Origin of the sequence: Psychrobacter sp. L7 (assembly GCF_002810365.1) — a bacterium.
In the GTDB taxonomy this organism is placed as follows: domain Bacteria; phylum Pseudomonadota; class Gammaproteobacteria; order Pseudomonadales; family Moraxellaceae; genus Psychrobacter; species Psychrobacter celer.
In genome coordinates, this window is record NZ_NEXR01000004.1 from 54,683 (window position 1) to 71,035 (window position 16,353).

10 protein-coding genes are annotated in these 16,353 nt (G+C 48.7%); 6 read left to right on the forward strand and 4 right to left on the reverse strand.

Annotation, left to right across the window (positions count from 1 at the left end):
• Positions 1–395: 395 nt before the first annotated feature.
• Both CAP50_RS06200 and CAP50_RS06205 read right to left on the reverse strand, forming a co-directional pair.
• The gene (locus CAP50_RS06200) at positions 396–1,925 is read right to left on the reverse strand and encodes a sensor histidine kinase (protein WP_241900676.1); all 1,530 of its coding nucleotides are present in this window, start codon (positions 1,923–1,925) and stop codon (positions 396–398) included.
• A 62-nt stretch (positions 1,926–1,987) separates the two neighbouring features.
• The gene (locus CAP50_RS06205; RefSeq protein WP_100749392.1) at positions 1,988–2,683 is read right to left on the reverse strand and encodes a response regulator transcription factor; all 696 of its coding nucleotides are present in this window, start codon (positions 2,681–2,683) and stop codon (positions 1,988–1,990) included.
• A 222-nt stretch (positions 2,684–2,905) separates the two neighbouring features.
• Here CAP50_RS06205 and CAP50_RS06210 point away from each other — a divergent pair, with 222 nt between their 5' ends.
• Positions 2,906–3,487: a Spy/CpxP family protein refolding chaperone gene (locus tag CAP50_RS06210; protein WP_100749393.1), complete on the forward strand. Its 582-nt coding sequence runs from the start codon at positions 2,906–2,908 to the stop codon at positions 3,485–3,487.
• Positions 3,488–3,578: 91 nt separating this feature from the next.
• Here the strand turns inward: CAP50_RS06210 and CAP50_RS06215 are convergent, their stop codons facing one another.
• On the reverse strand, positions 3,579–5,204 hold the full coding sequence (locus CAP50_RS06215) for a hypothetical protein (RefSeq protein WP_100749394.1): 1,626 nt from the start codon (positions 5,202–5,204) through the stop codon (positions 3,579–3,581).
• 36 nt (positions 5,205–5,240) lie between these two features.
• On the reverse strand, positions 5,241–7,121 hold the full coding sequence (locus CAP50_RS06220) for a hypothetical protein (RefSeq protein WP_100749395.1): 1,881 nt from the start codon (positions 7,119–7,121) through the stop codon (positions 5,241–5,243).
• A 234-nt stretch (positions 7,122–7,355) separates the two neighbouring features.
• Here CAP50_RS06220 and CAP50_RS06225 point away from each other — a divergent pair, with 234 nt between their 5' ends.
• From CAP50_RS06225 to CAP50_RS06245, 5 genes are all read left to right on the forward strand, one after another.
• On the forward strand, positions 7,356–8,432 hold the full coding sequence (locus CAP50_RS06225; protein ID WP_100749396.1) for an RNA-guided endonuclease InsQ/TnpB family protein: 1,077 nt from the start codon (positions 7,356–7,358) through the stop codon (positions 8,430–8,432).
• Positions 8,433–8,712: 280 nt separating this feature from the next.
• Positions 8,713–10,641: a gamma-glutamyltransferase gene (gene ggt, locus CAP50_RS06230; protein WP_100749397.1), complete on the forward strand. Its 1,929-nt coding sequence runs from the start codon at positions 8,713–8,715 to the stop codon at positions 10,639–10,641.
• A gap of 335 nt (positions 10,642–10,976) precedes the next feature.
• Entirely contained in the window at positions 10,977–14,681 is a 3,705-nt protein-coding gene (gene dnaE / locus CAP50_RS06235) for a DNA polymerase III subunit alpha (RefSeq protein WP_100749398.1), read from the forward strand.
• Positions 14,682–14,839: 158 nt separating this feature from the next.
• Complete coding sequence (locus CAP50_RS06240; RefSeq protein WP_075102358.1) at positions 14,840–15,217, forward strand: Hpt domain-containing protein; 378 nt, start codon at positions 14,840–14,842, stop codon at positions 15,215–15,217.
• Positions 15,218–15,259: 42 nt separating this feature from the next.
• Positions 15,260–16,156, forward strand: a complete 897-nt coding sequence (locus CAP50_RS06245; protein WP_075102390.1) for an RNA methyltransferase — start codon at positions 15,260–15,262, stop codon at positions 16,154–16,156.
• Positions 16,157–16,353: the final 197 nt, after the last annotated feature.

Below are 16,353 nucleotides of genomic sequence, written 5' to 3' on the forward strand. Positions count from 1 at the left end.
AATTATTAGAGGCCAACTCATAGTCGGTATGTAGAGAGCGAATACGACAAAATGACACGGCGGTAAGCTTTAATGAGACTTTTTGCGCAAATGTAACCATTCTTAGCGTTTAAAAACCTAAAAGTTTCATCGTGTAAGACTATGTACACTCCCTATATATTCATAATATCGAATATATAGGGAGTGTACATGTCACTCTTCGGCTATTTACTACCGCTTATCGGAATATATTCATATAAATAAATATATTCTTTTCATTATCTCTTATTTATATTAAATTACCTCCATTTTTCACAAATTTTCGTTCGTTGTTCTGATACTAAGCACATCTTTTCGCAGGTATTCGTTACTTATTAAAAAGGTGCGGCAACCATGTAGATCATTAATGAGACACTTTATATTTCAATAGGTAACACAATCTGCACTATCAGCCCTTGGACACCATCAAGACGATTACAAACGTCAATTTGGCCTTTATGTGCCAGCACCACCGCATGAACGATTGCCAGCCCTAGCCCATAGCCGCCAGTGTCGCGGTGACGCGCCGAGTCTAGCCTTACAAAGGGCTGAAAAATACGCTGCAAGTCTTGCTCTGCAACGCCGCCGCCCTCGTCTATGATGCGGATTTGAATGGCAGGTCTTTTGCCATCTATCTCTGCTGGTTTAATCTCAGCCATAACCGTTGAATCAGCTGCTGTGTGCATAAAAGCATTACGAATGACGTTTTCAAGCGCACTATGTAACTGTTCTTGGTTGCCCTTTACCGTCGACTTTAGGGTTGGTGGCTGCCAGTGCCAATGGACGTTTTTGTGCTGAAATTCAAAACAAACATCTTGTCCAATCTCACTGATAATCTCAGAAACATCAACCCAGTCATTTTCTACATTATCAATGGTGTATTGCTGCATCTGTAGCGACTGGATATGAATGATTTGTTCGATCAGCTCATTCATCCGCGCAGACTCTTTGTCGATACGGTCGAGGTAACGATTGGCATTGGGGGCAAAGTCTCGCGTCAGCTCGGTCGCCACATCAAGACGCGCTAAGGGCGAGCGCAGCTCATGCGAGATATCACTAAGCATCTGCTTGCGTGCCAGCTCACTCTCAGCCAGCCGCCTTGATAGCTTTGCCACGTCTTTTGCCAATAGACCCAGCTCATCATCGCCCATTTTTGCCAGCTGGGTATCCGCCTGATAATCACCAGCAATCATGCGATGTACCGCATGTTGGACGCGGCGCATACGCTGGGTCAATGTCCGGCTAAGCCAAACACAGACCAAGACACTAAAGAGAATAATTAGCAGCAAACGTACCGAAAAATTATTCCGCTGTAGCGCGACGACATCGGCAAAACGCAGGTGCGGACGCAGCTGTATAATGACAGATTGACCATCTGACAGCGCGATGGTCTTATCCGCCAGCTCAGGGCGCGTCTCGGGGTCTGCTATCGTGCGCTGAGCCATCATCGATTGCCAATAAGGATTGTGAGTATTGTTTGGCATACTGGCAGTATCGTCAGAGCGGTGATGATCTAAGGCGGGTGCGGCGGCTACGTTTGGCATGGCAGGCATTGATGGCATTGATGGCATCGGATGCATAGACTGATGCATGGATTGGTGCATGGGCGCACGCGGCATAACTTGCCTGCCGTCTTGACGGTCCGCTTGGTCTCGATAACGCGGAAAGATAATAGCGCCTTGCCCGTTATAGACTCTGATTTGACTCATCAGCCGCCGATCCTCACGGTACATCTGCCTGACTGATGCAAAATCGCCCGCTTGCAACGCAGTAGCCATCTCTTGACGTTTAATCAGCAACTGCTCAATCTGCGCCTCCATACGCGCGGTCAGCGCTCTTTCGACCAGTATCCGCTCTACCACGATGGATAAAATAGAGGTGAGTAAAATCGTCAGCAACAGGCTCAAGAACAGCCGCCAAAACAGCGTGATTCTGGGTCGAAGTGTAGAAGTATTTGCGGAATATGTCATTACAATACCAGCTGATAGCCTTTCCCACGAATCGCTTTTATCGGCTCATCATGAAAAGGCTGGAGTTTTTTGCGCAGGCGTGAGACATGCACATCAAGGCTGCGGTCGAAGGGCTGTAGCTCACGCTGCAACACATGCTCTGATAGCCATGCTTTACTCACCACCTCGCCTTTTTGCTTGAGCAAGGCGAGCAACAAGTCAAACTCGGTGCCTGTCACTTGTAGCTCTGTCCCGTCTATCTGACAGAGTCGCTGGTTTTGATCCAAATGTAAGCGGCTCTCAGGTAGCGGCATGTGCTCTAACGTACTATCAAAAGCATTAAGACGGGTGCGTTTTATCACCGCATTGATACGTGCCAACAGCTCACGCGGATTGCAAGGTTTGGTAATATAGTCATCCGCGCCAAGCTCAAGCCCAATGATACGATCAATCTCCTCGCCTTTTGCCGTCAGCATAATGACCGGAATATCACTGATGGCCGGCAGTTGCCGCAGCACACTGAGCCCATCGATTTTGGGCATCATGATATCGAGTACCAGCAAATCATAAGCGGTGGCAGTGCTGGTGTTTTTGAGCCTTTGCATGACCGCTTCACCATCGTGCACGCAGTCACAATCGATACCATGATTTTGCAAGTATTCTTGTAATAACTGGGTCAACTCTTCGTCATCATCGCCGAGTAGTATGTTTGGCACTGCTGTCTCCTCTCCTTAAGCCTAAGATCGCTTTGTTGCCTATATTATCAGGCATGAACTTATCATAACGCCATAAACGTTACCTTTCTTAATACTTCATAAAGTATCGCAACCTTTAACTGTCGTAAGATAGCACCTATCAATAACTTATCGTACTTATCGCCACACTGGCAAGATAAGGTATTTATTGTTTATTTACTCAAATTATAAAAGGATTGTATGATGAAAAAACTACTTATGGGCACAGTATTGGCCGCCTCTAGCGTATTTGCTGTCACCGCCTGCACCAGTGTCAATGCAACGACTGACACCGTACCTGCCACCAGCAAGATGCAAAAGCATCATCAAGGCGGCATGAAAGAAGGTATGCACAAAGGTGGCATGCATAAAGGCGATATGAAAGGCGGCATGCGAGGCCCACTGTCACAGCTGGACTTGAGTGCCACGCAGCAAGCACAAATCAAAGCCATCATGAAGGCCAAACATGGCGACCGTAACGCTGAGCGCGCGCAACACAAAGCAGAACGGGCGCAAATGCATCAACAAATGCAGGCATTGACCACTGCCAACACGTTGAACACGGCCGCGCTTAACCGCCTAGCGGATCAGCAAGCGGCTAAAGTCAAACAGCGTTTTATTGAGCATGCTCAGACCCAGCACGCCATCGCGCAAGTGTTAACGCCGGAGCAACGCGCCAAACTTGCCAAACTGCGAAACGAGAGAATGGCAAAAATGACAAAAGGTCAGCATGGCTCTACGCATGGTGAGATGCATGGCCAGCCGCATCAGCATCAAGGCATGTAGTAGTTATTACTGCCCGCTACACCACTCAGAAAAAGCGCATCGTGATAACGGTGCGCTTTTTTGTATAATTCTGATGATAGCTCAACATCTTTTAATCAGTACCGCCCAAACGCTCTTGCGACAGCGGTAGCGCCTTAAATATTATCTTGCCTATCGCCGTGCCATTACCATCGCGATAGTACTGCATCAGCTCGCGACCATACTCGCGCGCATCAACACTATTGCGCGCATTTGGTACTTGTACATCGCTTGGTAAGTTGGGAAATGCAGCGTCTTTTGGACGAATAGCAGAATACTGCTGCATGGCATCCATCACGACGCCTTTATGCTGATTGGTCTCGCTAGGAAACTCACGCCGCAGGTGCTGCCAGATGAGACGGCCACGTTTATCAATGCCGTATAGCGTTTGCACGTTTGGCGTCTCTGCACCAGTATCTACTGTACGGCTGGCGACCGTATCATCAGCGGCGTCTATACTGTTTTTGATTATTGTCAGTACTTGCTGTACCAAGGCCTTACTGGTAAAAACGTCAGTCGCTACATCAGAAGCACTGTCAGCACCATCAGCACTGTTATTGACAAGCTCTGGATACTGCTCGCTTATCCGCTCATAAAAACCACGCATATACTCTTGATATGACTGCTCGTGACTGGTCGCGCTTTGAGTACGGCGGATCACTTGCTCACTTGCCAGCATTGCGGGCATCTGGTGCGCTGGCAGCTTAGGAGATAGCGCAGTCAAAGACGTGGCCGCGACGTACTCAAACTGACTTGCTGGCGCTGCGGCAAATGCGGCATCGAGCGCGGCAAAATGATGGGTGATCACTGCTTTGCCAAAGCCTTTGGGTAACGTGCCATCGTCCAGCGTGACTTTGAGCCATTTGTTTTGCCATGTCGTGCCAAGTTTGTCGTCCAATAGCTTTGAGTTAATCATCGCAAAATTGTCCGCCCATAGATAAATATCACCGTTTTTAAAATCGATATAGACCGGTTGGTTGAGGCTACTTTGATGATTACGCGCTTGGTATTGGGCACTGGCAAGCATGGTCGCTTTGCCCGCCATCGGCTGATACACGCCTTGGGCGTTGATAGACAACGGTTTTAGTAGATAGGCATCGAGTAGCTTTGCTTTTTTGATACCCTGCGCGGTTGGCTGCGCGTCATAATTATCAAACAACTTTTGGTAATCAGCAGGCACACTTACCTCACTGTCGTATTGGCTGTCTTGCCATGCTTGATAGGCATCCGTACAGGCTAGATAGGATTGTTTGATGGTCGCACGCTGAGCGTCATATGTTGTCGCCGATATATCTTGCTTTTGTCCTTCTGCCTGCGCCAATAATGCCGCATAGGCCTCGTCATGCGTATCTTCGCAGTATTGATAGATATCATCAGTAGTGACTGGGTTGTTAGCACCATTGTGGGTAGTGCTTTGAGACGTTATACCGTCAAACTGCTGCTTATTACTAATCTCAAGGTTGCTATGATAACGAAAGGACTGGCGACGCTGCGCTTGTAGCGCGCTTGCGACGGCTGTTTTGGCAGCTACTGAGGTTTGGGTAGCCGTCATGGCATTAGACTGTCCAAGGCTGGTCGATTGACACCCTGTCAATAACGCCGCGCCTGCGACAAGCGCGCTGGCAAATACCGCATGACCATTGATAATAGTAGATGCACGTGGCGGGCGGCTGGTATGAGTTTGCTGGGATTTTTTCATTTTTTATCCTTAATAGGGAGAGTTAACAAGACAGACCTACTGATCCGCTAGCTTGCTATCGATGCCATACTTGGCCGCATCGTCATACAATGCCTCATCGTTGTCGTTCCAGTCCTCACTATTACCACTGTCATAAACGCTACCCTCTTCATCAGTATTATCAACATCGTAACGATTTTCATCATCATACTCGTAGTCATAGCGTGCATAACGAGCGCTTCGCAGTCTGTCTTTTTGTTGGCGTATCTTCGCAAGCCACGCGTTGCCATCGATGGCAGGCTTGGCATTTGCCCCAAAAGACTCGGCCAATAAAGGTGTGAGCGCATGGTCGTTAAAGCTGGCCTTATCATAACGCACTTGGTTGAGTACGCTGGTGGTCGCACCCATCAAATCGCTACCGACATTTAGCCGTTGCTGCTTGGCCAGTAGCTGATTTGCGCGATCCAAATAGTAGTAGTTTGTTTGATTAAAGGAGATGGGACCGATCGCTTCAATCAGCTGTAGCAGTGCGCCGACATCCGCGCTTTGATAGCCTTTATGGTATAGCTGCGCCTTAGCAAGTGCAGCTTTTAGCATCGCTCCATCAGGATACTGTGACGGATTGGCATCGACATGCTCTTGTAGTGACTGGGTCATATATTTTAGGATTTTGCCGACCAGCTCACCGCCTTGCTTACTACCGATATATAACTTGACAGCATGGCTGGCCCCCACTTCTTTGGCAAATGCGTCATTACGTATATCAACGGCGCTAAAATACTCTGGTGCCAGCTCGGTCATACTCTTCTGTATCGCAGCAAGCGCAGCATCATACAATACCGTAGGCGGCAGCTGCTCGGTGATGCTCTTAGGCAGACCAAAGCTGACCGTATGAGAGGCCATCTCCTGAGGCAGCGGGGTATTTTCAGGACTGGCCAGCGCCACAATCGGCATGATGGCCGATGGGTCTACCATGATACGACTGTCATTAAAATCCAGTGCGAGCGGTATCTGTATGGATGAGCTAAGCGTTGGGCTGACATAGTCATAACTATAGACGCTACGTAGCTGGCGCTGTTTGGGCCTGAATTGGCTGACGCTATTAAATGTCAAATGCTGATATTGATAGGCGTTGGTCGCAGCGATTTGCTCAGGTGTGCGATGCAACATAGCAAGCATCTGACCGATGACGCCGGTAGTTGGCATCGGTTTGTCATCGCTCGCCACTGGCTGCTGCTTGGCGGCTTGCATGGCTTCATAGCTCTTTAATAATGCCTTGGGTTTGACATCTTGCACGCCCGGTATCAACCCATCGTCTTTAGTATTGGCGCTATACTCATCATCAGCAAACGCTTCATCTGCATCGTCAGCAAACTCACTATTATCATCAGCAGCCTCGTCGTCTATCGCTTGCTCTTCTTGATACGCATAAGTTTCGATGATGGTTCTTAGCAGACTGCTCGCGCCAGCATCGATACTGTCTGGATCGATAAAGGGTGCCATATGATAATTGGCCTGCGCGACGGCCACGTGCTCACTGGCGAGATGCTGACGAATGGCAGCAAGCAAACGTGTCTTTGCCTGAGTCTGCATATTGGGATAGCTCTGCTGGTCAAACAGTTGCTCATAGCGCGCAGAGCTGGCTTGTAGACGGTCAGTAAAGACGCGCCCCTGTGCTTGGTTTACTGCACTGTCTGCGATCTCAAAGTCGATGAGCGCATCTGATACCGCGCCTGAGGAGACGCCAGCGCTTGTCTGACAGCCCATCAATACCAATGACGTACCACCAAGCAGCAGCGCACAACCGGTCGCCGCCAGTGTACGTGATAAATTTCGATGTTTGTTTTTATGATAAATCGCCACAGGCGCAGTTACCTCATGCAGCTGCGACCTACAACCAGACTGTCGACTGCGATGATTGCTATGAGTAGATGACATAAAAGTCCCTTTATTTAATGGGTAAAATAAGGATAAACGCGTATGATATTTATAACACAAAGCGTTACAATTTAGTAATATTAGCGTGCGTTTCTAGGCAAAAGTCTGTATTGTTTTTATCATCTAACGCCTGATATCCACATCCTTCTAGGGCGTGGATATCAGGCGTCAGTCGTTGTCGCACAATATTGTGAACCCCTTGATACCCAAATACATTGAGATCATAATTATTCCATGAAAACGCTCAAGCTACGCATCAAAGACAAACACGCCACTCAGCTCAATATCTTAGCTGGTGCGGTCAACTTTGTCTGGAATTACGTCAATGAGCTAAGTTTTAAACATTTACAGCGCACAGGCAAATTCTTTTCAGCTTATGATTTGGCCGCTTATACCAAAGGCAGTGGCGAGTATTTAAACTTGCACAGTCAAACCTTGCAAGCAGTGACCGAAACCCATGCCAAGGCTCGTAAACAGTTTAAAAAAGCCAAACTAAACTGGCGTACCAATAATCCAAAGGCCAAGAGAAGAAGCTTGGGCTGGATTCCTTTTAAAAAGACCGCCATTAAGCACCTAGCAACCCGTCAGTCAGGCAAGAAAAGCCTTAAATCTACTATTCAGCTAAGCCTTGCTAACCGCCAAAAGCTGATCATTGATCTGTGGGATAGCTACAATTTAGCCCTCTACAACATCAACACTTGCGAATTAGTACAAGACGCACGGGGTCACTGGTACGCCTGTGTCACCGTTAAAGACTTTCCAAAGATTAAGTGTGGCACGAGCCAAGTCGGTATTGATTTAGGCTGTAAGGATTCAGCGGTCAGTAGTAATGGCGATGTTCTAACCACTAAGCTGACCCATCAATACGCAGAAAAACTGGCCATTGCCCAACGTGCTAAAAACAAAAAGCGGGTTAAGGCGATTCACGCCAAGATTAAAAACACCCGCCAAGACTTAATCCATAAATTCACATCAAAGCTTGTTAAGGCCAACAGCCTAATCGTTGTTGGAAAGATCAAATCAAACTCATTTACTTCATCCAAACTGGCCAAATCCGTCTATGACGCTGGTTGGTTTGAGATTAAGCGGCAACTGGACTACAAATGCGCGAACGCAGGTTGCCACTATATTGAAGTCAATGAAGCGTACAGCACCCAAACCTGCTCGTGTTGCGGCTCCCGCCAAGACAGTCCGAAAGGTAGAGAAGGTCTTGGTATAAGAGAGTGGTTTTGTCGTTCTTGTAAAACGACCCATCAACGTGACGTTAATGGAGCAAAAAACATTCTCGCGGCCGGGCTTGGCCGTCTTTAGTAGGAATCCCCTCACTTTAGGGAGGGGAGGAAGTCAACTATTAGAACCTGCCCTCTCATATTTTGTATTTTTTATATATAGTTAGCTGAATGTAAAACTGTTATGGATTTAAACGCGCTACTGGTATAAATTTTACTTGCGTGCTGCGTTCCCAGAGGCTGCGCAAAATTCATCCCAGTAGCGCTATGACATTTTTAGAGTGTATCGACTATATAAAAAACCTCTTACTTAGACTTATGAAATACCCAAACTTTACCACTCACATAAAAAGGACTTTGCCATGCCAAATCTGTCTGGCCACTCTCAACCACCCATCATCACCACATTAAAATCTGCGATGCTCATTGCTAGCAGTACATTATTGCTATCTGTATCAGCGCACGCATTTGAACCAGTAACACCAACTGCTGCCAAGGTGGTAAATAATACCTCAATCAACACCAGTGCGATCAACCTCGCCATCATGAGCGACAATCCGACAGTCTTGTCTGAAACCAAGCGCATCACACCAGCGAAAATCAATACGCTGACATCCACAACCAATAAAACAAAAACCGACCCAGCTATTTACTCCGAGGACGCCATTCATCATCCCGTCTGGGCCAAAAACGGCATGGTCGCCTCTCAAGAAGCACTGGCCTCTGATATTGGCTTACAGATTCTAAAAGACGGTGGTAATGCTGTCGATGCTGGCGTTGCGGTGGGTTTTGCCTTAGCCGTGACACTACCGCGGGCGGGCAACATCGGCGGTGGCGGTTTTATGATGATTTATGATGCTGAGCAAGGCGAAACGGTGGCGCTCGATTACCGCGAAAAAGCCCCAAGCAGTGCCTCGCGTGATATGTATCTCGATAAGGACGGCAATGCGGTCAGTGATTTGTCTCGCTTTCATGGCTTAGCTGTCGGCGTACCAGGGACCGTCGCAGGGCTGCTCAAAGCACTAGAAGACCATGGCACCATGAGCCGCGAGCAAGTGATGGCACCAGCGATCGCACTGGCTGAAGATGGCATAAAAGTCACCGCTGGCTTGTCGGAGTCACTAGAAGCCTTAAGCGATCGCCTGCAAAAATGGCCCAGCACCAAAAAGGTGTTTTTTAAACCTGATGGCAGTGCGTATCAACCTGGTGAGCGCTTGTATCAACCAGAGCTTGCCCGCTCGTTAAAGCTCATTGCCACTCAAGGCGCTGATGGGTTTTATAAAGGTGAGACCGCGCGCAGTATTGTCAAAGCCGTTAATGAGGCTGGCGGTCGCATGAGCTTGCAGGATTTGGCCAATTATGAAGCCATCGCTCGTACGCCTGTGACAGGCGACTACCGTGGCTATAAGATCGTCTCTATGCCGCCTCCCTCCTCTGGTGGTATTCACATCGTGCAGATTTTAAACATTTTAGAAGGCTATCCACTAAAAGACTATAGTCACAATAGCGCGCAAACCATTCACTTGATGGCGGAGGCAATGCAACTGGCTTATGCTGACCGTGCAGAGTATTTGGGCGACTCAGACTTTATCGATGTGCCAGCGAGCGGCCTTACTTCTCAAGCCTATGCCGATCAGCTGCGCACCTTGATTGATCCAGACAAGGCCACGCCAGCGAGTACGATTAAAGCCAACAACCCACTGCCTTACGAGAGCGACCAAACCACGCATTTCTCTATCGTGGATAAAGACGGCAATGCAATCGCCAATACCTATACGCTGAACTTCTCTTATGGCACCGGTCTGGTTGCAGACGGCACAGGCATATTACTAAACAATGAGATGGATGATTTTTCTGCCAAGCCTGGCACGCCAAATGGCTATGGGCTACTAGGCGGTGAGGCAAATAGCGTAGAAGCCAATAAGCGGCCGCTATCCTCGATGAGTCCGACGCTGGTATTTAAAGACGATAAGCCGTATATCGTGACTGGCAGCCCAGGCGGTAGCCGCATCATCACCACCGTCACTCAAATCATCTCCAACGTCATCGATCACGATATGAATATCGCTGAAGCCACGCACGCGCCGCGTATTCATGACCAGTGGCTACCTGATGAGATACGAGTAGAAAAAGCACTGAATATCGATACGATCACAAAGCTAGAATCCATGGGACACACGGTCAGTCCAAAAGCCGCTATGGGCTCAACACAGTCGATTATGATAACGCCAAATGGTGTCTACGGCTCCTCTGATCCGCGTATTGTCGATGCAGCGGTAGTTGGGTATTAAACAAATATTCATATCAGATCTAGCCTGAATCTTACTTATAGTCTTTATCTGATAAGCGTTACGTATTGATAAAAAACCTCGTTTTACTTCCTCTCAAAGCCTTTTATATCAGCATAGTATAGAAGGCTTTTTTCATATCAGCACCTGCCAGCAAAGACAGGCTATTTCGTATGGCACCCACCGAAACTGTAGCTGTCAACAGCAAATAATGCTATGATGTCCTGCTCAATTGAGCATTTGCGACAAAGGCTTTTAAGGCCTAAACCTCCCATATAAACCACGCAAAATCCGCTAATAAAACCTATTGTTATTGACCGCACCAATAAGAGTCCTCTATGGCATTTGTACACCTTGGCATTCACAGCGAATACTCCATCACTGATTCTATCGTGCGCATCAAGCCGCTTATTAAAGCGGCGGCAGCTGATAACCAGCGTGCGCTGGCGTTGACCGATCTCTCCAATTTGTACGCGACGGTGAAGTTTTATCGCGCTTGTCTTGGCGCTGGCATCAAGCCCATCATCGGCAGTGAAGTTATCATGGATGATGAAGACACCAGACTGACGCTGCTGGCCATGGACAACGAAGGCTATCAAAACATCACCCGTATTGTCTCGCTTGGCTTTACCGAAGGCCGCGCCGACCCTAATAATCACGGCATCCCTGTCATCAAGCGCCATCATATCTTAGAGCACGCAGCGGGCGTTATTGTGTTGTTTGGCGAAAAATCAGACGTCGGACATGCGCTAGTCAGCTCTATGCCAGAAAATGCCGATGTGCTGATCACAGAGTGGCAGGCGCATTTTTCTGATCGCTTGTACTTTGCGATCAAGCGTACCAACCGTTCAGGCGAAGACGCTTTTATCAAAGCGGCTATCCACGCTGGTGCCAAGCATCAACTGCCCATTATCGCCCACAATGACGTGCGGTTTCTGGAGCAGGAGGACTTTGATGCTCACGAAGCCCGCGTTTGTATTGCAGGCTCGTACGTACTGGCTGACCCTAACCGTCCGCGCTTGTATTCAGATGAGCAGTATCTAAAAACCCAGGACCAAATGGCGCAATTGTTTGCCGATATTCCGCAGGTGGTCGACAATACCATCCGCCTAGCCACCCGCTGTAATGTGACACTGACGCTAGGCATCAACGTGTTGCCTGACTTTCCTGTGCCAGAGGGCGAGACCATTGAGTCTTTTTTTCGGGCAGAGTCACAGCGCGGTCTTGATCACCGATTGGACAAGCTCTTTCCTGTGGAAGAACGTGACGAGAGCTGGAGCGACTTTCGCAAGCAGTACGATGAGCGCCTAGAGTATGAGCTCGATATTATCTTGTCTATGGGATTCCCCGGTTACTTCTTAATCGTTATGGACTTTATCCGCTGGGCCAAGGCCAACGGCGTCCCTGTGGGGCCAGGTCGCGGCTCTGGTGCTGGCTCTTTGGTTGCGTACGCGCTCAACATTACCGATCTCGACCCCATTCATTACGACCTATTATTCGAGCGCTTCTTAAACCCTGAACGTGTCTCTATGCCCGATTTCGATATTGACTTTTGTATCGAAGGTCGCGACCGTGTCATCGATTATGTGGCGCAAACTTACGGCCGTGAAGCGGTCTCACAAATCATCACCTTTGGTACCATGGCGGCAAAAGCGGTGGTGCGTGATGTGGCGCGGGTACAAAGCAAGTCATACTTTTTGGCCAATAAAATCTCTAAATTGATTCCGAAAACACCTGGCATCACCTTGTCTCAAGCACTCGAGCAAGAACCGCAGCTCAAAGACTTAATCTCCAATCCTGACAATATGGACTATGAAGATGCCATCGAGATTTGGGAGATGGCGGTCAAATTAGAGGGCGTGTGCCGCAACGTCGGTAAGCACGCCGGTGGTGTCCTCATAGCCCCGCATAAAATCACCGATTTTAGCGCCATTTACTGTGACGATGAGGGTCACCGTGTCAGCCAGTTTGATAAAGACGATGTCGAAGATGTCGGTCTGGTAAAATTTGACTTTTTGGGCTTGCGTAACTTAACCGTTATTAATGCTGCAGTCGAAAACATCAACCAACGCCGCGCACGCGAAGGCAAAGACGCGCTGGTACTAGAAGATTTACCGTTAGATGACAAAAAGACCTACAAACTCTTGCAAGAAGCAAAGACCACGGCCGTCTTTCAGCTAGAGAGTATGGGTATGAAAAAATACTTGGCCAAACTGCAACCGACCAACATCGAAGACGTCATCGCCATGTGTGCTCTCTACCGCCCAGGGCCACTCGATGCTGGTATGGTAGAGATGTATATCGACCGTAAGCACGGCCGCGAAGAGGTCATTTATGACCATCCCAACCTCGAGCCAATTTTGCAAAACACCAACGGCGTTATTGTCTATCAAGAACAAGTCATGCAAATCTCGCAGGTCATGGCCGGCTACAGTTTGGGTGGCGCGGATATGCTACGCCGCGCCATGGGTAAGAAAAAACCTGAAGAGATGGCCAAACAGCGTGATATTTTTGTCACCGGTGCCACCGCACAAGGCATCGATGAAGCAACGTCAGGCGGCGTCTTTGACTTGATGGAAAAATTTGCCGGTTATGGCTTCAACCGCTCGCACTCTGCTGCTTATGGCGTCCTTGCTTATCAGACCGCTTATCTCAAGCAGTACTACCCTGCCGAATTTATGGCCGCGGTACTGACATCCGATATGAACAACACCGACAACGTGGTGTTCTTTATCAATGACTGCCGTGAAAACTTTGGCTTGACTGTAGACAATCCATCGGTAAACCGCAGTGAGTGGCACTTTGTCGCTGATACGCCGACCAATATTATTTACGGACTTGGCGCAATTAAAGGCGTGGGTGAAGGTGCGGTGGAGTCTATCGTCGATGCGCGCCGCCGCGGTGGGCCGTTTAAAGACTTATATGACTTCTGCCGCCGTGTCGATATCAAAAAAGTCAATAAACGCACGCTTGAGGCACTGGTTAGTGCTGGCTGTTTTGATGACTTTGCCGCGACGCTGCGACCAGACTTACCAAGTGACGCCGCCTACGAGATTCGCGGCGCACTCATGAGTCAGCTGCCAAGCGCAGTACAGGCCGCGGAGCAAGACCGCCAAAACAATGAGCTTGGCATGATGGACTTGTTTGGCGAGATGGACGGTGTGGTCGCCGCCCCACCGCTCAAAATGACGCCAGAGCTGATCTGGGGTGACAAGCACCGCCTCAAAGCAGAAAAAAACACATTAGGGCTATACCTAACTGGGCACCCGATCAATGAGTACTTGGATGAGCTAAAACACTATACCTCTGGCGCCCGCCTTGATAAGCTCACAGACACAGGCTATAACGGCAGCTGCTACTTTGCCGGCCTTATTATCGATATTGCCAACTTTGGCAATCGAAATGTCATTACTTTAGATGATGGCACCTCACGATTAGAGGTCAGCTGCTATGCTGAGCGTTTCAATCGCGTCAAAGACCAGCTGAAGGTGGATGAAGTGGTCATTATCAAAGGCAGCATCCGGGAGCGTGATGGACGCCTATTTGCCCGTCTTGATAATGCCATGAGTATGGTAGATGCGCGCCTGCGTTGGCTCAAAAAAATCAGTATCAAAATCCACGGCAGTGACACGCGCCTACTCTCACGCCTACAGCCGATACTCAAGTCCGCCCAAGCTGATATCATCCCCGCGCCTAGCTTGACTCAGCAAGATGAGCCAGACGATGCGACCTTCAATGGCAACTACGATCCTGCGATGGGTGGGAGCTTATATGATGAGGATGGCAATGACTTATTGGCGCTAGAGCATGACATGCAACAAGACGCGCTGCAAAATGGCAGCCCTTATAGCAATAATGCGCTGAGTAACACTGACGCCTCCATTCATGATAACTGTCTGCCGCTTGGCCTGAGCATTTATGAAACGTATGGCATCGCCAATGTAGGACTCTCTGAGCATTGGCGCATCTATCCAAATGATGACAATTTACAACAACTAAAAAGCATGGTGAATGAGGACAACTTACATTTTCATTATAGCTGACGCTGGGCTTTTAGCCGTGGCCTCCTATAGCGATGTCTACTCTATCCCTTGACGATAGCAATTTTATTGCTTGTGATTTAACTGATTTAACTGATTTAACTGATTTAACTGATTTAACTGATTTAACTGATTTAACTGACAATATTGGACCTAATACCATGGATGAGAACCCACATAATAATACCGCCGACCAAACTGTAGAGATCCTCAATGATGAGCAATTTGAAGACATGCGTGACTTGCTCGAAGAGGACTTTGCCGATTTGATTCAAGTATATCTCACTGACAGCCAGCAGCGCATCCACAGCCTACGCATCGCGCAACAACAAAACGATAATGCCAATGGTTTTGAGATTGCCCACGCCCTAAAAGGCGCCAGTGCTAATCTGGGGACGACCCAGCTGATGCGTCTTAGTAGTCAACTCCAAGAGCGGTGCCGTGAGCAGCGTATCGGTGAGCAGGCGGCGCTGATCGAGGATATCGCAGCAGCGCTACAATGCGCTGAGCAAACCATCAAACAGCGCATGGAGCAATAAATGAGCCAAAGTCCTTTATCAGTGACAACGTCGCCATCATCCATGCCAATCAACCATCCAGCAACAAGCATAGACGACTACTTATCTTGTATTCAGGTCGTCATGGTCAATACCACCTTGCCTGCCAATATCGGCTCAGCGGCACGGGCCATGCATACGATGGGATTGTCACGCTTGACAGTCGTCGACCCTAAGCGGCCTATCGATGAGACCAGTGTATCGCACGCTGCAGGTGGCCATGAACTGCTGTCAGCGGCTGTGATTGCCCCAACGCTAGAGTCGGCGATCGCTGATTGTCAGCTGGTGTTTGCAGCTAGCAGTCGCAGTCGTCATATGCCGCGCCCTGTCGTCACGCCCACACAAGCGGCCAAAATCATTTTTGATTTTATCGATAGTCAATCCACCTATCAGCCTCAGACCACGGCCGAGACCGCACAGGATAATACTGCTGGCACCCACAAACCAAATATCGCGATATTGTTTGGCCGCGAAGACCGTGGTTTGACCAATGAAGAGCTGGCCTATGCCGATTACCATATCCAAATCGATGCCAACCCTGCCTATCCGGTACTTAATGTCGCCTCAGCGGTACAAGTGATTGCCAGCTTCATCTTTGCTTATGCGCAAACCCACACTCAGACAGCGACGAGCCCAAAGGCTAATGCTGACTCTAATAAAGCCGCAGCACGCTCGATGATTGATATGACATTACGCCAACAGTGGGATGAACCGGCCATCACTCAGCAGCAGCAACAGCAGTTGACCGAGCGCATGACAGCGCTGATGGTGCAGCAGGGGCTGGCAGACAGCACAAATCTAAAATCATTACCAGCGCGGCTATCGCGGCTCGGCTCGCGCTTACAGCTGGATCAAAAAGAGTATCAGCTGTTAAGCGCACTTATCGCCAAGCTTTTAAAAGATAGACCCCAATCATCATAATAAAAGCCACCAGTACAGATTTTTTGGGTTTGGTCGGCCAGCGATAGCCTGCTATTATTAGGGCGTGTTATATTGGATGGCTCAGATTGTAAGTACATAGAAATAAGTGCATAGAAATAAGTATATAGAATAAGCATCAGGATTAGCACCCAACACTGACCACACCGCCATACTTTACCGACCAATAAACGGACCAA